Origin of the sequence: Sinorhizobium sp. KGO-5 (assembly GCF_036245905.1) — a bacterium.
GTDB classification, from domain to species: Bacteria; Pseudomonadota; Alphaproteobacteria; order Rhizobiales; family Rhizobiaceae; genus Sinorhizobium; species Sinorhizobium meliloti_A.
Map to the genome: position 1 here is coordinate 296516 of NZ_BDIZ01000002.1, position 21744 is coordinate 318259.

At 62.3% G+C, this 21744-nt stretch carries 20 protein-coding genes and 1 pseudogene; 13 read left to right on the forward strand and 8 right to left on the reverse strand.

What is annotated here, in order from left to right; all coding sequences use genetic code 11:
* The first annotated feature begins 147 nt into the window (after positions 1–147).
* From denD to otsA, 4 genes are all read left to right on the forward strand, one after another.
* Entirely contained in the window at positions 148–1131 is a 984-nt protein-coding gene (gene denD, locus BHD07_RS10605) for a D-erythronate dehydrogenase (protein ID WP_338279819.1), read from the forward strand.
* The gene (locus tag BHD07_RS10610; RefSeq protein WP_338279822.1) at positions 1128–2009 is read left to right on the forward strand and encodes an NAD(P)-dependent oxidoreductase; all 882 of its coding nucleotides are present in this window, start codon (positions 1128–1130) and stop codon (positions 2007–2009) included. The genes denD and BHD07_RS10610 overlap by 4 nt, the downstream gene beginning before the upstream one ends.
* 8 nt (positions 2010–2017) lie before the next feature.
* Positions 2018–3796: an IlvD/Edd family dehydratase gene (locus BHD07_RS10615; protein WP_338279824.1), complete on the forward strand. Its 1779-nt coding sequence runs from the start codon at positions 2018–2020 to the stop codon at positions 3794–3796.
* A gap of 474 nt (positions 3797–4270) precedes the next feature.
* Positions 4271–5662 carry an alpha,alpha-trehalose-phosphate synthase (UDP-forming) gene (gene otsA, locus BHD07_RS10620; RefSeq protein WP_338279826.1) on the forward strand — a complete coding sequence of 464 codons (1392 nt, stop codon included), beginning with the start codon at positions 4271–4273 and terminating at the stop codon, positions 5660–5662.
* A gap of 52 nt (positions 5663–5714) precedes the next feature.
* Here the strand turns inward: otsA and BHD07_RS10625 are convergent, their stop codons facing one another.
* From BHD07_RS10625 to BHD07_RS10645, 5 genes and pseudogenes are all read right to left on the reverse strand, one after another.
* Positions 5715–6185 (reverse strand): transcription elongation factor GreAB, encoded by a 471-nt coding sequence (locus tag BHD07_RS10625; protein ID WP_275598197.1) that lies wholly within the window; start codon positions 6183–6185, stop codon positions 5715–5717.
* A 300-nt stretch (positions 6186–6485) separates the two neighbouring features.
* Complete coding sequence (locus BHD07_RS31865) at positions 6486–6713, reverse strand: GreA/GreB family elongation factor (protein WP_445190479.1); 228 nt, start codon at positions 6711–6713, stop codon at positions 6486–6488.
* Between the two features lie 497 nt (positions 6714–7210).
* Positions 7211–8556: pseudogene (gene gdhA / locus BHD07_RS10635) on the reverse strand (NADP-specific glutamate dehydrogenase).
* A 146-nt stretch (positions 8557–8702) separates the two neighbouring features.
* Positions 8703–9695 (reverse strand): PQQ-dependent sugar dehydrogenase, encoded by a 993-nt coding sequence (locus BHD07_RS10640; RefSeq protein WP_275598195.1) that lies wholly within the window; start codon positions 9693–9695, stop codon positions 8703–8705.
* Positions 9696–9842: 147 nt separating this feature from the next.
* The gene (locus BHD07_RS10645; RefSeq protein ID WP_338279830.1) at positions 9843–11309 is read right to left on the reverse strand and encodes an MFS transporter; all 1467 of its coding nucleotides are present in this window, start codon (positions 11307–11309) and stop codon (positions 9843–9845) included.
* 127 nt (positions 11310–11436) lie between these two features.
* Here BHD07_RS10645 and BHD07_RS10650 point away from each other — a divergent pair, with 127 nt between their 5' ends.
* Complete coding sequence (locus BHD07_RS10650) at positions 11437–12051, forward strand: TetR/AcrR family transcriptional regulator (RefSeq protein WP_275598193.1); 615 nt, start codon at positions 11437–11439, stop codon at positions 12049–12051.
* Between the two features lie 149 nt (positions 12052–12200).
* On the opposite strand, the gene BHD07_RS10655 is transcribed toward BHD07_RS10650, so the two are convergent.
* Positions 12201–12902: a GntR family transcriptional regulator gene (locus tag BHD07_RS10655; protein ID WP_180980745.1), complete on the reverse strand. Its 702-nt coding sequence runs from the start codon at positions 12900–12902 to the stop codon at positions 12201–12203.
* A 118-nt stretch (positions 12903–13020) separates the two neighbouring features.
* Here BHD07_RS10655 and BHD07_RS10660 point away from each other — a divergent pair, with 118 nt between their 5' ends.
* The 7 genes from BHD07_RS10660 to BHD07_RS10690 all read left to right on the forward strand — a co-directional run bounded on the left by BHD07_RS10660 (position 13021) and on the right by BHD07_RS10690 (position 18276).
* Entirely contained in the window at positions 13021–14535 is a 1515-nt protein-coding gene (locus BHD07_RS10660) for an aldehyde dehydrogenase family protein (RefSeq protein WP_338279835.1), read from the forward strand.
* A 119-nt stretch (positions 14536–14654) separates the two neighbouring features.
* Positions 14655–15605, forward strand: a complete 951-nt coding sequence (locus BHD07_RS10665) for a sugar ABC transporter substrate-binding protein (protein WP_102762095.1) — start codon at positions 14655–14657, stop codon at positions 15603–15605.
* A gap of 69 nt (positions 15606–15674) precedes the next feature.
* A complete protein-coding gene (locus BHD07_RS10670) occupies positions 15675–16694 on the forward strand; it encodes an ABC transporter permease (RefSeq protein WP_338279839.1) in 1020 nt (339 codons plus the stop codon).
* Positions 16694–17431: an ATP-binding cassette domain-containing protein gene (locus BHD07_RS10675; protein ID WP_100673525.1), complete on the forward strand. Its 738-nt coding sequence runs from the start codon at positions 16694–16696 to the stop codon at positions 17429–17431. Before BHD07_RS10670 ends, BHD07_RS10675 begins: the two co-directional genes overlap by 1 nt.
* 260 nt (positions 17432–17691) lie before the next feature.
* Complete coding sequence (locus tag BHD07_RS10680; RefSeq protein WP_100673526.1) at positions 17692–17868, forward strand: hypothetical protein; 177 nt, start codon at positions 17692–17694, stop codon at positions 17866–17868.
* Positions 17865–18059, forward strand: a complete 195-nt coding sequence (locus BHD07_RS10685; protein ID WP_275598190.1) for a hypothetical protein — start codon at positions 17865–17867, stop codon at positions 18057–18059. Before BHD07_RS10680 ends, BHD07_RS10685 begins: the two co-directional genes overlap by 4 nt.
* A complete protein-coding gene (locus BHD07_RS10690; RefSeq protein WP_026168753.1) occupies positions 18010–18276 on the forward strand; it encodes a hypothetical protein in 267 nt (88 codons plus the stop codon). The genes BHD07_RS10685 and BHD07_RS10690 overlap by 50 nt, the downstream gene beginning before the upstream one ends.
* Before the next feature lie 189 nt (positions 18277–18465).
* Here BHD07_RS10690 and BHD07_RS10695 read toward each other — a convergent pair whose 3' ends face one another.
* Together BHD07_RS10695 and BHD07_RS10700 are read right to left on the reverse strand one after the other, a co-directional pair.
* Positions 18466–19188 (reverse strand): response regulator transcription factor, encoded by a 723-nt coding sequence (locus BHD07_RS10695; RefSeq protein WP_018096445.1) that lies wholly within the window; start codon positions 19186–19188, stop codon positions 18466–18468.
* Positions 19185–20432 (reverse strand): sensor histidine kinase, encoded by a 1248-nt coding sequence (locus tag BHD07_RS10700; RefSeq protein WP_338279845.1) that lies wholly within the window; start codon positions 20430–20432, stop codon positions 19185–19187. Before BHD07_RS10700 ends, BHD07_RS10695 begins: the two co-directional genes overlap by 4 nt.
* Positions 20433–20705: 273 nt before the next feature.
* Between BHD07_RS10700 and BHD07_RS10705 the strand changes: the two genes are divergently transcribed.
* Positions 20706–21722 carry an ABC transporter substrate-binding protein gene (locus tag BHD07_RS10705; protein ID WP_026168754.1) on the forward strand — a complete coding sequence of 339 codons (1017 nt, stop codon included), beginning with the start codon at positions 20706–20708 and terminating at the stop codon, positions 21720–21722.
* The last annotated feature ends 22 nt before the right edge of the window (positions 21723–21744 follow it).

Sequence of the window (21744 nt, forward strand, 5' to 3'; positions counted from 1 at the left end):
TGCACGCGATCGAGATTCTTTCGCTCGAACCGCCAGTCTCCTGTTTTCAATCGAATCATATAAGGTTATCAGACAACCGTACAAGACATATTTTCGACCCGCATGAAGACCTGATCGCATGCGGCCTCACTCAAGGAGGAGACATTCATGCATATCCTGATCATCGGCGCTGCCGGCATGGTCGGCCGCAAGCTCACGCAGCGCCTCGTCAAGGACGGCGCTCTCGGCGGAAGGACGGTGGAGAAGCTGACGCTCGTGGACGTGGTGACACCGGAAAGGCCGCAGGGTTTTGCCGGTACCGTCGTTGCACGCGAAGGCGATCTTTCCGCTTCCGGCGAAGCCGAGAAGCTCGTCGAGGGGCGCCCGGATGTCATTTTTCATCTGGCGGCAATCGTCTCGGGTGAAGCCGAGCTCGATTTCGACAAGGGCTACCGGATCAATCTCGAGGGCACGCGCTATCTCTTCGATGCGATCCGCCTTGCTCACGATCAGGATGGCTACAAGCCTCGCCTTGTCTTCACCTCGTCGATCGCCGTGGTCGGAGCGCCGCTCCCCTTCCCCATTCCGGACGATTATCATCTTACTCCGCTCACGAGCTACGGCACCCAGAAAGCGATCTGCGAGCTGCTGCTCTCCGACTACAGCCGCCGCGGCTTCTTCGATGGCATCGGCATCCGCCTGCCGACGATTTGCATCCGGCCCGGCAAGCCCAACAAGGCGGCTTCCGGTTTCTTCTCCAATATCCTGCGCGAGCCGCTGGTCGGCCAGGAAGCCGTGCTGCCAGTTTCGGAGGATGTCCGCCACTGGCACACTTCGCCGCGTTCGGCGGTCGGCTTCCTCATCCATGGCGCGACCATCGACCTTGAAAAGGTCGGCCCGCGGCGCAACCTTTCCATGCCGGGTCTCAGTGCCACCGTGGGCGAGCAGATCGAAGCGCTGCGCCGCGTTGCCGGCGAAGAGGCCGTGAAGCTCATCCGCCGCGAACCCGACGAGATGATCATGAAGATGGTCGCCGGTTGGGCGCCGGGCTTCGAGGCCAAACGCGCCACCGAACTTGGCTTCACTGCCGAAAAGAGTTTCGATGAGATTATCCGCGTGCACATCGAGGACGAACTGGGAGGGAAGCTGTGAGCGGGAAGACGAAGGTTGCGTTTCTCGGCACTGGCTTGATGGGGGCACCGATGGCGCGGCGCCTGCTCGGTGCCGATTTTCCGGTTACGGTGTGGAACCGTGACGCCGCCAAGGCCGAGCCGCTGGCCGCCGACGGTGCTGAAATCGCTGCCTCGCCGGCCGATGCCGTCGCCGGCGCAGCTGTCGCCTTCACCATGCTGACCAACGGCCAGGCCGTATCGGAGGTCCTCTTCGAGCGCGGCGTCGCCGATGGCCTGGCCGAAGGTACGATCGTCGTGGATTGCAGCTCCATAGCCCCGCAGATCGCCCGCGAACATGCGCGCAGATTGGCGGAAAAGGGCATCCGTCACCTCGACGCACCGGTTTCAGGCGGCGTGGTCGGCGCGGCCGCCGGTACGCTCGCCATCATGGCCGGCGGCGATGGCGCCGCGGTCGAAAGCCTGAAGGACGTTTTTGCCGCGCTCGGTCGCGTAACCCACGTTGGCCCGAGCGGTGCCGGCCAGGTCTGCAAGCTCGCCAACCAACAGATCGTCGCCGTCACCATCGGCGCGGTGGCCGAAGCCATGATCCTGGTGGAAGCCGGCGGTGCCTCGCGCGCGGCTTTTCGGGACGCGATCCGCGGCGGCTTCGCCGAAAGCCGGATCCTCGAACTGCACGGCGCCCGTATGGTGGAGCGCAACTTCGTGCCCGGTGGCGCTTCGAACAACCAGCTGAAGGACCTGAACGCCGTGATGGCCATGGCGGATGGGCTCTCCCTCGAGCTTCCCCTGACCAGGCAAGTGCGGCAGGAATTTGCCGATTTCGTCGAGTCCGGCGGCGGCGAACAGGACCACAGCGGACTGCTTCTGCATCTCGAAAAGCTCAACCCAAGGAATTAGGTCCCGCCATGACTGACAAACCCCAGCGCCGCCTGCGCTCACAGGACTGGTTCGACAATCCGGACCATATCGATCTGACGGCGCTCTATCTGGAGCGCTTCATGAACTACGGTGTGACGCCGGAGGAATTGCGTTGCGGCAAGCCCATCATCGGCATTGCCCAAAGCGGCAGCGATCTCACCCCATGCAATCGGGTGCACATGGATCTGGCGAAGCGCGTTCGCGACGGCATCCGCGATGCCGGGGGGATTCCGATCGAGTTCCCGACGCATCCGATTTTCGAGAACTGCAAACGCCCGACGGCCGCCCTCGATCGCAACCTCGCCTATCTCGGCCTCGTTGAAATTCTCTACGGCTATCCGCTGGATGGCGTGGTGCTGACCACCGGCTGCGACAAGACCACTCCGTCCGCCCTGATGGCGGCCTCGACGGTCGACATCCCGGCGATCGTGCTCTCCGGCGGCCCCATGCTCGACGGCTGGCACGAAGGCGATCTCGTCGGCTCCGGCACGGTGATCTGGCGCATGCGCCGCAAGCTCGCGGCAGGCGAGATCGACCGCGAGGAGTTCATGCAGGCAGCACTCGATTCGGCTCCCTCCGTCGGCCATTGCAACACCATGGGCACGGCTTCGACAATGAACGCGATGGCCGAAGCGCTCGGCATGTCGCTCACCGGTTGCGGCGCTATCCCCGCTGCCTATCGCGAGCGCGGGCAGATGGCCTATCGTACCGGACGCCGCGCCGTGGAACTCGTCTTCGAGGACCTGAAGCCCTCCGACATCCTGACCCGGGACGCCTTTCTCAATGCAATCCGCGTCAACTCGGCGATCGGCGGATCGACCAATGCCCAGCCGCATCTTGCCGCCATGGCGAAGCATGCCGGCGTCGAGCTTTATCCGGACGACTGGCAGGTCCATGGTTTCGATATCCCGCTGCTCGCCAACATCCAGCCGGCGGGTGCCTATCTCGGTGAACGCTATCACCGCGCCGGCGGCACACCCGCAATCATGTGGGAACTCCTGAAGGCCGGAAAGCTCGACGGCGGCTGTCGCACCGTCACGGGAAAAACCATGGCCGAGAACCTCGAAGGGCGCGAATCCACGGATCGCGAAGTTATTCGCCCCTTCGACGAGCCCCTCAAGGAAAAGGCAGGCTTCCTGGTACTGAAGGGCAATCTCTTCGACTTCGCCATCATGAAGATGAGTGTCGTCTCCGACGATTTCAGGAAGCGCTATCTTCAGGAGCCGGGCCGCGAGGGCGTTTTCGAGGGCAAGGCCGTGGTCTTCGATGGCTCGGAGGACTACCACAAGCGCATCAACGACCCTGAACTCGAGATCGACGAGAACACCATCCTGGTGATCCGCGGCGCCGGCCCGCTCGGCTGGCCGGGGTCGGCGGAAGTCGTGAACATGCAGCCGCCGGATCACCTCTTGAAACGCGGCATCCGGAGCCTGCCTACCATCGGTGACGGACGTCAATCCGGCACAGCCGACAGTCCCTCCATCCTGAACGCCTCGCCGGAGAGTGCTGCCGGCGGCGGTCTCGCCTGGCTGCGGAGCGGTGATGTGATCCGCATCGATTTCAACCTGGGTCGCTGCGACATGCTGGTTTCCGACGAGGATATCGAAAGGCGCAAGGCGGACGGCATTCCCGCCGTACCGGCCGATGCCACGCCCTGGCAGCGCATCTACCGCAAGTCCGTCACCCAGCTTTCCGACGGCGCGGTGCTCGAAGGTGCAGCAGACTTCCGGCAGATCGCCAAGAACCTGCCCCGCCACAATCACTAGAGCACTTCCGGGAAAAGTGTTTTCCGTCCGGAAGTGCGTTGGATCAAATGGTTCCAAGAAGTTGAGACACGGGATGAGGAAAACCGACACACTTTTCCTCATCCCGCTCTAGCGCAATTCCAGGAAGCGTTCGTAGGTTTCAAATCCCTGATGATGAAGTGGCGGCTCCGGCCGCCTTTTTTTATTCAACGGATAGCTCCCAGCCAGAAGCCGGGTGGGGCATGAAAGTGCGGCGGCGCGGACATCATCGCGCACCGCCGAGAAACCCGTTATTCATCCAGTTCGTCCATGCCCCCCGAATGATCGGCGCTGAATACGCCTTCGACACCAGAGCGGCCGTCGCCGCTCCACGCGCGGGTTGCATCCTCTCGGCGATTTTCCCGCCGTCGGGATCGTCTGCGTCGGAAACGCGTTCTCTCCCTGAACGTTTGAGCGCCAAGTCTATATTATTTTCTTGAATGAAAGGAACTCGGCATGAGCCGTCTCGTCATTGTTTCCAATCGTGTACCCGTTCCTGACAAGGGCGGCATTGTGCCTGCCGGCGGGCTGGCGGTCGCGCTGAAAGTCGCCCTTGAAGAGCATGGCGGCATCTGGATGGGCTGGTCGGGACAATCGAGCGGAGAGCACGAGCCGCAGCCGCTTGCTCAGTTGCAGCAAGGCAATATCACCTATGCACTCACGGATCTGACCGATACCGACGTAGAAGAATACTACCGAGGCTTTGCCAATCGCGTTCTCTGGCCAATCTGTCACTACCGGCTTGATCTTGCCGAATACGGCCGCAAGGAGATGGCCGGCTATTTCCGCGTCAACCGCTTCTTCGCCCACCGGCTGGCGCCGCTCATCAGGCCCGATGACGTGATCTGGGTGCACGACTACCACTTGATCCCTCTCGCCGCGGAACTGCGCCAAATGGGCTTGAAGAACCGGATCGGCTTCTTTCTCCACATTCCCTGGCCGCCTGCCGACGTGCTCTTCACGATGCCCGTTCACGAGGAGATCATGCGCGGCCTGTCGCACTACGATGTCGTCGGCTTCCAGACCGATCATGATCTTGAGAACTTTGCCGGCTGCCTCCGGCGGGAAGGCATCGGCGATGAACTCGGCGGAGGCCGCTTCAGCGCCTATGGCCGCGTGTTCAAGGGCGGCATCTATGCAATCGGCATCGAGACTGCGGCCTTTGCCGAATTCGCCAAGAAGGCATCGACCAACAAGACCGTCAGGAAAGCGCGAGAAAGCATCGAGCACCGCAGCCTGATCATCGGTGTCGATCGCCTGGATTACTCGAAGGGAATCACGCAGCGGATCGACGCATTCGAGCGCTTCATCCTGGCCAATCCGGCCCAGCAGGGGCGTGTCACCTATCTGCAGATCACGCCGAAGTCGCGCTCCGAAGTGCCGGAATACGAAGCCATGCAGCGCACTGTGGCCGAACAGGCCGGCAGGGTAAACGGCGCGCTCGGCGCGGTCGATTGGGTGCCCATACGCTATATCAACCGCTCGGTGGGCCGGAATATTCTTGCAGGGCTTTACCGGCTTGGCAAAGTCGGCCTCGTGACACCGCTTCGAGACGGGATGAACCTGGTTGCGAAGGAATACGTGGCCGCGCAGGATCCGGACGATCCGGGCGTGCTCGTGCTTTCGCGCTTCGCCGGAGCCGCCCGTGATCTGAGAGGTGCCCTGCTCGTCAACCCCTACGACATCGAGGGGACCGCAAACGCTATGGCGCGCGCACTCAGCATGCCGCTGGAAGAGCGGAAGGATCGCTGGAAGACAATGATGGATCACTTGCTGGAACACGACGTCTCGCGCTGGTGCCGGGACTTTCTCGATGATCTGAGGACATCACCGGATCCGTCGCGTTAGATCGCTGCTCTCTATCTTTGGCCCTGTACAGCCATGACCGGCTGCCTCAAGATCATGCGGCCGTGGGACCCGGATCATCGTCATGTGGAATGGCCGCTTTCCTGGGCCGCGGCCGGAAATTGACCACTTGCGGAGCGTGGTCGATCAGTTGCACGGGTTCGTTGCTCGTCTGTTGCAGGCGAGCCTCCGACTCGGGTTTAAGGACGATGCGCTCGACCGCGAGGATTTCGGGCCAGCCGTCCTCTCCGAGGATCTCGGTCCTCTCGCCGACGGCCAGCCCAAGCAGCGCCAAACCCCGCATCGTCCGAACGGAGATAGCGGAGTCGGCAGGTCTACTCGCTGTGCTGCGGACCACAACATGTGGTCCGCAGCACACGCCGTTGACGGTGTAGGCTACCTGCGTGTCCAGCGTGACGATATTCTCAGGTATGTCTTCACGGAAGAACACGCTGGCGTAGTTCAACTTCTCGCGCAGTAGAATCGTAAAGGATTCCGTGTGGCCGGTTTCGTCCAGCATGGACATCAGGATGTTTAGGTCTCCTGCAGTCAGTTGGCAGAAAGCTTCTCTCGACATTGCGCATCACTCCAGCTTCCGTCGGGTCGTGGGACCTGCCCTCTCGAGCAAATATGGGGGCACGAACGGCGCAACCATGGCGGTCGGCCTTTGCTCGTGCTGACGAGACAGGAACTCCCTGTGCCGACCGCGAGCGGTTCGACACAGGGCTACGAGCCTGCGGTGAGGCAACCTCCTCTAGGTTTCCGCTTTCTGCTACCGGGCAAGTGCATGGAGTCCTCGATCGAGTCCTTTTGAGCGCCGGAAGCCTCAGAGGGCGAGTTCGCCCGTCACGTCGTCCTCGACCCGAGCGACCGTCAGACGGTTTCTCTGCCCATCTCGAGAGAACCACTCGACCGCCTGTCCGGACCGGAGACCGAGAAGCGCCACTCCGACCGGCGTCAGGACGGAAATCCTCCCCTCCTCGGCATCGACGTCATCAGGATGGACGAGAGAGAAGGTCCGGCGAATTCCGCCCTCGACCTCGCAAGTGACCACGGACCCTATCCTGATGACGTCGGGCGGCACCTGGTCGTCTGGCAGAACGCAAGGGCGCTCCTTCAGCGGCGATGTCGAAGTCCCTCGACAAGGCTTGATAGGCCAGGCGGCTGAGAAGAGAATAGTCCGTCGCTCCAATGAAAGGCAGGGGCAGATTCGAGGAGACCATGATGCTGGACATCGTTCGCGATACCTCCGGAACAGGCACGGGATTTCCGCGTGCATGCAGTTGAAATATTCGGGAAGATTGTCGCGCATGTCAGCGAGAATTGTGCTGACCGCGTTCACCCAGGATCCGGCGGGCGACGAGGCCGGATCCGGGTTACGATCCTGCGATCAGGCGGATCCCCAGAGCGTTAGGCGGATATATGTCGCGGTTCGTCAGCATGGCCGGATGATCGCCCGCGGTATCAGGGAAGTCAAGCCGCCCGGCCGGGTGACGCAAGTGCGCAAGCACCCGCGGCACGCAGCCGGAGCGGCATTATCGCCCCTGCGCCTCAGATCACGCCGAGGGCATCCATTGCCTCGGCCACCCTGGCAAAGCCAGCTATGTTTGCTCCGAGGACATAGTCTCCCGGAGCTCCATATTCCTCTGCGGTCTCGGCGCAACGATCGTGGATCGCCTGCATGATGGTTGCAAGACGCGCCTCGGTCTGCTCGAACGTCCAGCTGTCGCGTGAGGCGTTCTGCTGCATCTCGAGAGCGGAGGTGGCAACTCCCCCTGCATTCGCGGCCTTGCCCGGGGCGAACAGCACACCCGCCTCCTGGAAGATGCGGACGGCCTCCGGCGTGGAAGGCATATTGCGCCCTCCCCCACGGCAAGAACACCGTTCTTGACCAATACCCTTGCGTCCTTCCCGGTAAGCTCGTTCTGAGTCGCGGAAGGCATCGCCACATCACAGGGCGCATCCCAGATCGAGCCCGCTTTGATATAGTGAGCCCCGGCGCCTTTCAGTCGCGCATATTCCGAGATCCGCTCGCGACGCACTTCCTTGATCTCCTTAACCAGTTCAAGGTCGATGCCGTCCTCGTCCACAACGTATCCGTTCGAATCGGAGCACGCCACGATCTTCCCTCCGAACTCGACCACCTTCTCCATGGTGTAGATCGCTACGTTGCCGGATCCGGAGACGGTCACCCGTTTGCCGTCGAAGTCCAGGCCCCTGGTTCCAAGCATGCGCTGGACGAAATAGGTGGCTCCGTAGCCCGTCGCTTCTTTCCGGGCGCGCGAACCGCCGTAGAACAATGCCTTGCCCGTGAGGACACCGGCCTCGTAGCGGTTGGTAAGCCGCTTATACTGACCGAACATGTAGCCGATCTCCCGGCCCCCGACACCGATGTCACCCGCAGGAACGTCCGTGTATTCGCCGAGATGCCTGTGAAGCTCCGTCATGAACGATTGGCAGAAGCGCATGATCTCGCCGTCCGAACGGCCCCTGGGATTGAAGTCGGAGCCGCCTTTGCCCCCGCCGATCGGCATCCCGGTCAGTGCGTTCTTGAAGGTCTGCTCGAAGCCGAGGAACTTGATGATTCCGACATTCACCGAAGGATGAAACCGGATCCCGCCCTTGTACGGCCCGAGTGCGGAGTTGAACTGAACCCGGAACCCCCGGTTGATCTGGACTTGGCCCTTGTCGTCCACCCAGGGCACGCGGAAGATGATCTGACGCTCCGGTTCGCAGATCCTCTCGATGAGCGCGTTTTCGGCGTAACGGGGATGTTTGGCTATCACGCGCCCGAGGCTCTCCAGGACCTCGCGCACGGCCTGGTGAAACTCGTGTTCACCTCCGTTACGCCTCAGGACTTCGGTTAGAATGGGTTCCAGTTTTTCGTCGACATTCACAATGGTTCTCCTAACGCCGTCTTACCTCAATCGGCACAGGCGCAATATCCGAACGATGTGATTTAGGGAATAAGCAATTTTCGGTTGTTCAACCACCAGTAGGCGAAAGGCGCTTCAGACCTCCCGAATCCCTTTGCGTGGGGGCGTCATCGCCTGAAGATGTGAATCGCGCCGCCGGCGTCGTCGGATACGAGGATGGACCCGTCCGGCGCTTCCTTGACGTCGACCGGACGACCGACGTTTCTGAGGAAGGCGGTCGCCGAGACCGGGCGGCCGCCGCGGAAGCGGACCCGCACGACCTGATAGCCGACCGGTACCGACCTGTTCCAACTGCCGTGCTGGGCCACCAGAGCATCGCCGCCCAGGCTGCGGAAGAAGTGAATCCCGAGCGCTGCGACATGCGCCTGAAAGTTGAAGACAGGTGGAATCTGGCGCGCGGGCGGCGACGCGTCCTCGAACCCTGTGAGCGGCACCTCGCCTCCGAAATAGGGGAAGCCGTAAAAGCCGCCCGGCCGCAAAGCGTTCAGCTCATCGGGCGGGATATCGTCACCCATTCTGTCGGCACCATTGTCGGTAAAGAACATTGTGCCGCCGCGCCAGTCGAAGCCGACAGAGTTGCGCACACCCCAGGCCACTCTGCGAAGGTCGGACCCGTCCTGGTTCATGCTGACGATCGTACCTTGCAGCCCGCGGGGAATGCAAATGTTGCAGGGTGATCCGAGCGAGACATAGAGGCGGGAATCCGGGCCGACGGCGACATAACGATAGCCGTGGGCGCCCGAATCCGGCAGGTCGCGCCGAATAACGCGTCTGCCGCTCAAAGTGCCGCCGCGGCCGATCTCGAAAGCCGTTATGCTGTTTCCCGAAGCGACGAACAGCCGGCCGCGTGAGCAGGCAACGCCGTTCGCATTGGAAAATCCGGAGGCGACCCTGCGGGCGCCGCCCCCGGAAAATGACACGGCATAGACCGAGGAGCCCTTGGTTCCGACGAACAATACGTCGCCGCACACCGCCATCTCGCGTGCGGTCGGCACGCGCGCGAGCAGTTCCGCCCGCGCCGTACCGAGGGGCAGGCCGCAGGCGAGTGCCACGGCTGAGACGAGCGCGACAAAACCGGCTTTCGGGAATGAGAGGCCCATCGCCACCCTCCGAATGCACGCGAATCGTGCTGGAACGGAATTGGAGCGGCGCAGTCCCGTTTCAAGCCGAAGTCCGAGCCTCACGGCGAAGTGATCTCCTCTTTCCTTCGTCGGGCGCACAGGACCGTCATACGCCGCGACGGAACATCATTCCGGCAACCTGCTCGGCAGCCAGACCCATGCCAAGACCCCGACTGCGAGCGTCACGAGACCGCCCGTGCCGATCGCGACATGCATGCCGGTGAGGAACGCTTCCTGAGCCTGAATCAGGCTTTGATATGCAAGTCCGGGCTGATCGAGCGTTTCATCGAGCGTCCCCGCTACACCGGGGCCGAATAGCCGGAAGTTCAGTGTCGCCAAAGATCCAAGCAGAGAAATACCCAGCGCGTTGCCCAGTTCGTTGCTGGTCTCCGCAATCGAACCCGCCGCACCCGCCCGGCTCGCAGGAACCGCCGAAACCGCGATGTCGGCCACAAGGCTGAAGGACAATCCATATCCGACGCCGGCGACCATGGTGGAGGCGACGAAGACCGCAATGCCTGCCTCGGTCGTCGTGAAAAGCAGCAGGAAAGCGCCGGCGCTGATCAGCAGATGCGTTGCCACAAGTGCGGTCTTCCGGCCCATCCGTTCGACGATGCGGGCGGTGCCCACGCAGGTCGCCGTCAGCACGATCGCGCCCGGCAGGGTCAACAGCGCGGCGGCAAACACATCGATGCCCAGCACCGATTGCAGGTAGACGCCCGACAGATACCCGGCAGCAGACCACACGACCAGCGACAGAAGGCCCGTCAGAATAGCGGTAGAGAAGATGCGGTCGCGGAAGAGACCGAGGTCGAGCAGCGGGTATTCAAGTCTTGCCTGTCTGAGAACGAATAGCGCCAGCGCCATTATGCCGGCGGCTCCGGCAAGGATTTGTGTCGGAGTGAAGCCATAGGCGGCCGCATGCTTGAGCGAATAGGTGAACAGCAAGATGCCGGCGAAGGACAGGACGAGGCTCGCCAGGTCGATGCTGCCGCCGACGGTCGAGCGCACCTCGCGCAACAGGATGGGTGCGCCGATCATGAAGCCGATGACAACGGGGACATTGATGAGAAACACGGCGCCCCACGCGAACTGCCGCAGCAGCATGCCGCCAATGAGCGGGCCGATCGCAAAGCCGGCTGCGAAAGTGGCCGCAAAGATGCCGATAGCCTGAGCGCGCAGTCGCGGATCGGGGAACAAGGCGCTGACGATGGCCAAGCCGGACGGCAGGAGTGTTGCGCCACCCAGCCCCATCAGGGCACGCGAGGCGATCAGCAGCTCTGGCGTTTGCGAATAGGCCGCGCCGAGCGACCCTGCACCGAAGACCGCCGCGCCGGTCATGATGAGTTTCAGCCGGCCGTAGCGGTCGCCGATATTCCCGAAAACGATCAGCAGCGATCCGACCACGAAGCCGTAGATGTCCAGGATCCAGAGCGCCTGATCAGCGGTCGGCTGAAGGGCCGAAGTGACATGCGGCATAGCGAGATAAAGGATCGACCCGTCCATGGCCACAAGCAGGACCAGGGGTAAAATGGCGATGAGTCCCAGCCATGCGGTTCGATCGGCGGATCGTGGAAGTGAAGTATCGGTCATGGGCACAAATCCTCTGGGAACCGCATGCGAAGGCATGCGGATTGGCCGCCGGCGCGAGGCCGGTGGATGGTTGCGATTGAAGGGCAGTTACTATATACTTCCGGTAAGTTACTTTTGGTATATAGCGATGTCAAGCAGGCCGAAGAAAATGCAGCCTCCCGCCAAGCGTGTCCGTCTCAGTCGCGAGCAGCGACGGCGCCAGCTTCTCGACGTGGCGTGGCAGCTTGTGCGCGAAGAAGGTTCGGATGCCCTGACGCTCCCAAGGCTTTCGCAAGGAGCTGCTGTCGCCAAGCCGGTGGTCTATGATCATTTCGGCACGCGCAATGGCCTGCTGATAGCGCTCTATCGGGATTTTGACGCCCGGCAGACCGAGATGATCGACGCCGCACTCGACGGGAGCGGCCCGACCCTCGAAGATCGAGCCAAGGTCATCGCAACCTCATACGTCGACTGTGTGCTCGCGCAGGGCCGGGAAATGCCCGACGTGCTCGCAGCCCTTGCGGGCTCCCCCGAGTTGGAGGCAGTAAAGCGAGACTATCAACTGGCTTTCATCGAGAAGTGCCGAAGGGCACTGGCGGCTTTCGTGGGGCGGCGAGGCATCGGACCGGCGGGGTTCTGGGCTATGCTCGGCGCTGCTAACGCCCTGTCGGATGCCGCCTCTACGGGGGAGATCACGGCGGCGCAGGCGCAGGAGGAGCTTTTCGCGACCATTGTCGCGATGATCGACAGAAGTCATCGTTGATCACCTGGAGTATCAAGGCCAGACCGGGAACGCGGGACCGCAGCGGCAACAGCACCGCGCGTCTTATCGGACGGGCAAAAGTCGCTGTAGCGCTTTGATCTGCTGCATGTTTTTGTCGGCTACGATCAAAGGAAGACGCCGGAAAACGGTCACTCGAACAGGTCTGGATTGTCCGCCTCGATCTGCGGCAGGTCGGCCAGAATGCCGTTGAGATGGCTGCGCATGGCGGCCGCGGCCGCGTCGGCATCCCGCGCGTCGATGGCGGTGATGATCGCCTCGTGTTCGGCAATCAGTTTCTTCATCGAGTCCGGATGGCGCAGCTGGAGGTTGCAGACCCGATCCATGTGTGCCTTGATGTCGGAGATGGCGTTCCAGGCGAGGCCGCAGCCTGCACCCTCGGCGATCGCAATATGGAACTGCTCGTCCTCCCGGCGGAAAGCATTGTGGTCATTCGCCTCATTCGCCGCCTTTTGCCGAGCGAGGATCGTGTCGATCTTGCGCCGCGTCCAGCTATCGAATGTCTCGCTGGCCCGGCGCGCCACCGCGACTTCGATCGCCTCGCGCACGAAGCGGGATTCCATCATTTGTCTGGCTGAAATCCGCACGACGACGGTGCCCCTGTTGGGCCGGATATCCACCAGTTTGGATTTGCCCAGCGCGATGAGCGCCTCGCGCACGGGCTGACGCGACACGCCCATGCGTGTGGCGATTTCCTGTTCGGAGAGCCGCATTCCGGGGGCGAGCTCCAGCCGGATGATGGATTCGCGCAAGTCCCGCTCGACCTGGGCCGCGGCGGTTTCGCCGGTGTCGATCTTCAGGGATTCGAGGTTCATGTCTTTCGCCGCCGTCATCCGTTGACATCCAATTTGAACCACCATACAGTACCATACAATTCAGGCGCAACAGAAATCCGGCAAACCGGACGAACAGGGAGGGGCTGGCACCGCGCGGGCCGGCCTGAGAACGCTATTGCTGTCCAATTTCATCGCACCCGATTCCAATGATCCCCGTCTGCGTATTAAATCCCGCTACCACATGCTTGTCGATGGCAAGTCGGTCGATGCCGCTTCAGGCAGGACGATCGATCGGGTGAGCCCCGGCCACGCCGGCGTCACGGTCGGCACATGGCCGGAGGCCTCGGCCGACGACGTGCGCAAGGCCGTCGCGGCCGCCCGGAAGGCTTTCGATACCGGCCCGTGGCCGCGCATGTCGGGCGCAGAGCGGTCGCGCCTGATGTTCAAGGTCGCCGACCTCATCCTTGAGAGACAGGAGGAGCTGGCTCTGATCGAGAGCCTCGAGGTCGGCAAGCCGATCGCGCAGGCGCGCGGCGAAATCGGTTTCTGCGCAGATCTCTGGTCCTATGCCGCCGGCCAGGCCCGAGCGCTGGAAGGACAGACCCACAACAATATCGGCGACGATCGTTTGGGCCTTGTCCTGCGCGAGCCGGTCGGAGTGGTCGGCATCATCACGCCTTGGAACTTCCCCTTCATCATCGCATCGGAACGCGTGCCATGGGCGATCGGCAGCGGCTGCACGGTCGTGCTGAAGCCGTCCGAGTTCACTTCGGGTACGTCGATCCGTATGGCCGAGCTGGCGCGCGAAGCCGGCATTCCCGATGGCGTGTTCAACGTCGTCACCGGTTATGGCGATCCCGCCGGCCAGGTGCTGGCCGAAGACCCGAGCGTCGACATGGTCGCCTTTACCGGCTCTGTCCGCGTCGGCACGAAGCTCGGCGAGATCGCGGCGCGCAGCGTCAAGCGCGTGGGGCTGGAGCTTGGCGGCAAAGGGCCGCAGATCGTCTTCGCCGATGCGGATCTCGACGCCGCGGCAGACGGCGTCGCCTATGGCGTCTACCACAATGCCGGCCAGTGCTGCATTTCCGGCAGCCGGCTTCTGGTGCAGGAGGGCATCCGCGATGCGCTGATGGAGCGCCTGCTCGACATCTCGCGCAAGGTGACTTTCGGCGATCCGCTGAACGAACGCACCAGGATCGGCGCAATGATCTCGGAGACGCATGCCGAAAAGGTGCATTCCTATGTGACGGCCGGCATCGCATCGGGCGCGGAACTGCTGCTCGGCGGCGAAAGGACCGGCAGGGAGGCCGGCCTTTACTACGCACCGACGGTCTTTGCCGGCGTCACGCCCGACATGTCGATCGCACGCGAGGAGATCTTTGGTCCCGTGCTTTCAACGCTGACCTTCAAGACCGCGGACGAAGCCGTAGCGCTGGCGAACGCCACCGAATTCGGTCTTTCGGCCAGCGTCTGGTCGACCAATCTTGAAACCGCGCTGCAGAGCATCCGCCGCATCCGCGCCGGCCGATGCTGGATCAACAGCGTGATCGACGGCACGCCGGAGCTGCCGATCGGCGGCTACAAGAAGAGCGGCCTGGGCCGCGAACTCGGCCGCTATGGCTTTGACGAATATTCCCAGTTCAAGGGCGTCCACGTGACGCTCGGGCGCCCCGCGCCCTGGTTCACATAATCGGCCGCAGTCTAGGTCGGGAGGAGGAATATCTCGGCTGGCGTGATCTTTGGTCGGAGCCCGCCAGCCGAGACTTGGGTCTTGCGACCCGCAATGCACATCCAAAGGGAGGACACGCAATGAAACTGACCAGGCTCAGAACCGCGGCGCTGGCTGCGGGCCTTGCCACCTTGTTGACGTCGAGCGCGCTCGCCGCAGACGTCAAGGCAACGATGATCATCTATCTCGATCCGAGTGTGCAGTTCTTTAATCCGGTGGTGAAGGGAGCGCAAGACGCCGCCGCCCAATTCGGCGTCGACCTCGACGTGCAGTATGCCAACAACGATCCGGTGCGCCAGAACGACCTGATCGAAAGCGCGACGGCCAGCGGCGTCGATGGCATCGCCGTCGCGATCTCCAGTTCGGATGCTTTCGACGAGAGCATCTGCGCGGCAGTCAAGGCCGGTATCATCGTCATCGGCTTCAACAACGATGATCTCGACGGCGCCAAGGGCAACTGTCGCCAGGCCTATGTCGGCATGAACGAGCTTGCCTCCGGCTATGAGCTCGGCAACCGGATGATCAAGGAATTCGGCCTTAAGTCCGGCGACGTCGTCTTCAACCCGCGCGAAATTCCGGAAGCGAGCTTTGCGGTCGCCCGTGGCGGCGGCATCGAGAAGGCGATGACCGAAAACGGCATCAAGGTGGAGACGGTTCGAGCCGGTCTCGACCCCGCCGAAGCGCAGAACATCATTGCGCAATTCCTCATTGCCAACCCGAACGTGAAGGCGCTGTTCGGCACCGGCTCGGTCACCTCGACCGTCGGCGCGGGCGCCATCAAGGACGCCGGCGTAGACATTCCCTTCGGCGGTTTCGATCTTGCGGTCGAGATCGTAAATGCGGTGGAATCCGGCGCGATGTACGCGACCATGGACCAGCAGCCCTATCTGCAGGGCTACTACCCGATCGCCCAGATCGCGCTTGCCAAAAAATACGGGCTGACACCGACCGATATCGACACGGGCCAGGGCGCCTTCCTCGACAAGTCGCGCATCGGTTCGGTCAAGCCGCTGATCGGCAGCTACCGCTAACCGCGTTCCGAGGGAGCCCGCCGGCGCGGCCGGCCGGTTCCCCCTTCCCCAACGATCGGGTGCCAGACTGTGACTCCTGTCCTAGCCGAAAGTGCCGCGCCACGCTCGCGGACCCAGAGACAATCCATCCTCAAACAGATCATGGGCATGCCGGCGGGAGCGATCTTTCTCGTCTTCATGACCCTGCAGATCGTCTGCATCGCCGGCGCGCTCCTCTATCCGGACGAGTTCCGCTACCTCTCACCGCAGAACCTGACGATCCTGATGAAGGCAATCCCCGTGCTTGGATGCCTCGCGCTTGGAGCCGGCGTACTGATGATCGCCAGTGAATTCGACCTTTCCATCGGCTCAGTCTACACGTTCACGGCCGTGCTGATGGCCTCGCTCGTCAATGCGGGGCTGAGCGCCTTCGTCGCAGCACCTATCGGTATTCTGACTGGCGTGCTGATCGGTTCCCTCAACGGCCATATCACCCTGCGCTTTGGTCTGCCGTCCTTCATCGTCACACTCGGCGGGCTCCTCTTCTGGCGCGGCGCGGTGCTGCTCTACAACGGTGCCGTCCAGGTGCGTTTCGATCCGGAGCCGGTCTTCACCAGCCTCTTTTCCGGCACCCTGTTCGGCGTCAACGCCGCCTTCATCTGGATCGTCCTCTTCGTCATAGGCTTTCACCTGCTGCTACACCGCCACCGCTTCGGCAACCACGTTTTCGCGACCGGTGGCAATCGCGCTGCGGCCGAGGCGATCGGCATCAACACCAGCCGCGTCAAACTGATTGCCTTTGCGATTGCGGGCGGCATGGCTGCGGTAGCGGGCATTCTTGCGACAGCCCGCGTTGGCAGCGTGCAGCCTGGGCAGGGTGCGGGTCTGGAACTTCAGGCCATCGCCGCCTGCGTCATCGGCGGCCTGTCGCTGCGCGGAGGGCGCGGATCGATCATCGGCATCTTTCTCGGCGTGCTGCTCATCCACACGATTACCGACGTCCTGCTTCTCCTGCGGGCACCGGGCTTCTACCTCGACATGTTCATCGCCACGCTGATCGTGCTGGCTGCAATCTTCAACCATCTCATCGAGCGGCGAGGTCTTGCGTGATGTCGACCCCCAATCTTCTCGAACTGCACAACATTTCGAAGTGCTTCGGTGCGCTGACCGCGCTTCGCAATCTGAGCTTCCATATCGGCGAGGGGGAAGTCGTCGGCCTTTTGGGTGACAACGGCGCCGGCAAGTCGACGACCGTCAATCTCATCTCCGGCATCCACAAGCCGACGGACGGCTATCTCAGCGTCGACGGCAAGAAGACGACCTTTTCCTGCCGCTCGGATTCCGCCGATGCCGGCATCGAAACGATCTATCAGCACACCGCGCTGGTCGATTCACTCTCGATTACCCGCAATATCTTCATGGGCCGTGAGCTGACCGACCGCTTCGGCTTCCTCAGGCAGCGCGAGATGCGCGACATCGCCATGGAAGTCTTGCAAAACGCCGTGCACATCTCCGGCATCGATTCCCCGGATACGCTCGTCGGCAACCTCTCCGGCGGGCAGAAACAGGCGGTCGCAATCGCCCGCGCCGTCTATTTCAAGAAGCGCGTGCTGCTCCTCGATGAGCCGACCTCGGCGCTCTCCGTACGCGAGACGGAAGCGCTGTTGAACCAGGTGCTGAAGCTCAAGGCGGAGAATGTCTCGAGCGTGCTGGTGACCCACAATCTGTACCACGCCTATCAGGTCTGCGACAGGTTCGTGATCATGAGCCATGGCACGAAGGTCTTCGACGTGCAGAAGGCCGATACGACGATCAGCCAGCTGACCGAATATGTCGTGCTCACCTGATGCCGATTGCTCGAAAGCAAGAGGCAGATGCCGTGAAAGTCCAACCAGGGTCAAATGCGCTTCCCGTTCCGTCCTAACAGCCGGTTTGGGCGTAGGACCTTTGGCACTTTGGCCTCGGACCAATGTCCCATCGTCGTAAACGGACGACATGCTAGATTCCGCACTCGGTTTGGTGCCCTGCTAGACTGAGGTCCTGTGATTTCCACGGCGACCCTGCCTCGCGAGGCTGTGCAACCACCCGTTGCCTGGGAAATTGGGACATGGACGACCGCGATATGAAACACAATGACGAGGAACATTCTGCTTCCGACCTCTTGGAAATTGCGGCACAGCTCGCCGCGCTGGCCGAGGACATCAGGACCTTGGCTGCAATGCCGATCGAGCAGAATTCAACATTGATCGAACCCGGCGATAGGCCTGAAGCAACCTCGGAATGACCGTCATTGCCGCCGAGGCTTATGCGGCTCTGGTTGTTCTGCCCGCAATGATCGAGAAACCGCCGCTTCGACGCACTTATGGAACCATTTTTCAGCAGCAGCCATTGCGCATTAACCTCGTTGATGGAACAGGGCGCAACAATGGACGTACAGAAGGCTGGAATGGCTCGACTGCTGTTGGCGGTACCTGATGTGCGCGACAGTGCCTGGATGATTCACGACCTCACTTTCTTGAAGCTGTGCGAAGTTTACGAGCACGCCTGCCTGCGCCGCGACGTCCTGCGATGTGCGGCATCAAAAGACGACGCCGCCCTGCTCAAATCCGAAGAGGAATGCACGAGCCTCGAAGCGGCCGCCATCGCTTACATTCGCGAGCGCCAAAAATTCTCCGGCCTCGGGCGGCACTGAGGCGGCAGCATCACAATCATCTAGAAAGCCGCGCTGCGAAAGATCGCCGGCACGAGCCCGCTTTCGCTTCCTCCAGGGTCGGCGGGCTCTGAATTGTGATTTTCCTCCAGGGAGACAAAATCGCGGTATGATGACGGATCCCGATCTCAACTGCTGCGATCGTCGAAGCTTCCGCATTGCCTGTCGAGTCTATTTTCCGTCCAACCACTCCTGCAGTTCCGCTTCCGCCCGCTCCAGCGCGCTGTAGTTCAGGAGTTTGCGCAGGAAGGCGATCGTGATGGCGCGGGCACGCAGATTGAAGCGGCCGTCGTCATTGTCGTCGCTCGCGGCCTGGTAGACGTCGAGCTTGTCGTAAAGCTGCTGCAGGCGATTCTGTACGCTGCGCAGCGACAGGCCGCGGCGCCTGGCAATGGCCCTGTCGGTAAGCCCGAGTGCGATATCGACGAGGATCTCGTATTCGGAATCGGTGAAGCCGTTCGTCTGGCCAAGGCTTTTCTGCTGAAGACCCCGCACCTCCCGGTCGATGACGCATTGGCTCTCGACGAAGATCGAGCGCAGTGCAAGCTTCAGCCGTTCGTCGGACGCGGATTTCAGGACGTAGCCATAGGCAGCTCCATCCGGAACGATGCGCGAGACACCGCGTACATACGCCTCGTCCGAATAGTTCGACCAGAAAAGGATGCGGGTCTCCGGCCGCTCCTTCCAGATCGTGCGCGCCGCCTCGATGCCGTTGCGGCTCGCCATCTGCAGATCCATGACGATATGCGCCGACTTGTGATCGCGAGCGAGCTTCTCGCCGACAGTTCCATTTTCCGCCTCGATCACAGTGTCGCATTCCGGCAGGGCTGCGTTGACCGCCTCATGCAGGTAGGAGCGATGCAGCGGGTCGTCCTCGACGATCAGAACCTTCATTCCGCCCCCTCCTCGATTGAGCCCGCGTCGTGCGGCGTGAGCGGCAGCACCACGCGGACCACGGTGCCGCGATTATTGTGGCCCGGACCGATCGTGAAACGCGCGGAAATCAGTCGCGCCCGGGTCTTCATGTTGTCGATTCCCTCGCCGATCCGTCCCCGCGTTTTGGCAAGTCCGGTTCCGTCGTCCGCAATTTCGATCGACAACCGGTCGTCGTCGGCGTCGAGCCGCACCTTGACGGCAAGCGGAGCAGCGTGGCGCACCGCATTGTTGATCGCCTCCTGAGCGATGCGGAACAGCGCGACGATGACGGTCGGCTCCAGCCGTTCCAGCGCACCATTCGTCTCGTCGGCCAGGCCCCATTCGATGATCGAGCCCGCGTCCCGAGTCGAGCGGTCCAGGTGGTGCTCGATCGCCTGGCTAAGTCCGAAGAGCTGGAGAACGGAGGGCTTTGCCTGCTCGATGATCTGCCGCAGATCCTGCATGCAATGCTGCAGGGAGCGGGAGACGGGCTCCAGTGCCTCCGGCGCCACCTCGCCGTTGCGCGACAGCCGATCGATCCTGCGGGCGAGACGCGTCAGGTCGGCGAGCGTCTGGTCGTGCAGGTCCATGCCGATGCGCTGGCGCTCCTGCTCCAATGCTTCGGTGAGTTTCAACGCACCCAGCCGCAGGCCCTCCTCACGAGCGCGGGCTTCCGCTTCCACGATCGCCGACCGTTGCGCTTGCTCGGCCGCCCGCAGCGCGAAGAAATAGGGTGTAAGCAGGTCTGCGATAATGCGGGCCCGCTCGACGTCCTCCATCGTGTAGACACCCGCTTCCTGCGAGGAACATGAAAGCGCCGCGATGATCGCGCCCTGCACCTTCATCGGTACATGCAGGCGGCTCCTCAGCGACTGTTCGACGATCGGCCGCTTGAACGCGCCTTCGAAATGGAAGCGCGGGTCGATCATTGCGTCGTCGGCCAGCAGGAAGTCCACGTCGCCCCATAGGAGGGAGCGGATCGGACTGTTGACGACAGGTGCGCCGGCAAGGTCGCCCCAGGCGGTCTCGATGCCCGTCTCATAGGCGGTGTGATAGTTGCCGTCCTCGAGGAGCACGCAGACATCGAGATGGTCGTGCGGGATGATGTGCGCGACCTCTGCCGCGACCGAGCGAATGGCCGAGCGAAAGTCGAGCTGGCCCGCAAGCAACCGGGAAATTCCGAGATAATGATCGAACATGGCTGCGGGTGCAGGATGCAGCATCGTGGTTTCCTCCAGAAGCGGCAGGCTCCTCAACCCGCCGCAGTCGCTTCGCCAGTAAGCGCCCGCGGGAGCGCCGCCGTCTTGCGTAAACCCGCAGCTTGTTTCGCAAAACCCGCAAACATCTTGCCGCCTTGCGCCTGTACAGGCCCGTCGATCTCCCGCATCCTGCCCTTACTGAGAGGAGGAAGCTCAGTGCAAGAACAATCTCACTCGACCCCGATTGGCCGGGCGGGTGAAGCGATCGCCTGCCAGGCGATCATGAGGGAGAGAGACATGACCATCCGTAAGATGCTTCTGGCATCCGCCGCGATCGCTTGCGCCGCGATGCCGGCTTCCGCATTTGCCGAGACCTCGGCCAAGAAGATCGCCCTTTCGAACAATTATGCCGGCAATTCGTGGCGCCAGGCCATGCTGACGAGCTGGGAAAAGGTGACGGGGGAAGCCGTAAAGGCCGGCGTCGTCGCTTCGGCCGACGCCTTCACCACTGCCGAGAACCAGGCAACGGAACAGGCCGCGCAAATCCAGAACATGATCCTGCAGGGCTACGACGCGATTGTGCTGAACGCCGCCTCACCGACGGCGCTGAACGGCGCGGTCAAGGAGGCCTGCGATGCCGGCATTACCGTCGTCTCCTTCGACGGCATCGTGACGGAACCCTGCGCCTGGCGCATCGCCGTCGATTTCAAGGAAATGGGCCGCAGTCAGGTCGAGTATCTTTCGAACAAACTTCCGGACGGCGGCAATCTGCTCGAGATCCGCGGCCTTGCCGGCGTATTCGTCGACGACGAGATCTCGGCCGGCATCCATGAGGGCGTCAAGCAGTTCCCACAGTTCAAGATCGCCGGCTCCGTGCACGGAGACTGGGCGCAGGACGTTGCGCAGAAGGCCGTTGCCGGCATCCTGCCGAGCCTGCCTGAAATTGCCGGCGTGGTGACGCAGGGCGGAGATGGGTACGGTGCCGCGCAGGCGATCGCCGCGACCGACCGGAAGATGCCGATCATCGTGATGGGCAATCGCGAGGATGAACTGAAGTGGTGGAAGGAGCAGAAGGATGCGAACGGCTATGAAACCATGTCGGTCTCGATCGCGCCCGGCGTCTCCACCCTTGCCTTCTGGGTCGCCCAGCAAATCCTAGACGGCAAGGAGGTCAAGAAGGACCTCGTCGTTCCCTTCCTGCGCATAGATCAGGACAATCTCGAAGCGAACCTCGCCAATACCCAGGCCGGTGGCGTCGCCAATGTGGAGTACACGCAGGAAGACGCGATCAAGGTCATCGAGTCGGCAAAGTAAATCTCCCGGGGGCTGCCGCGCG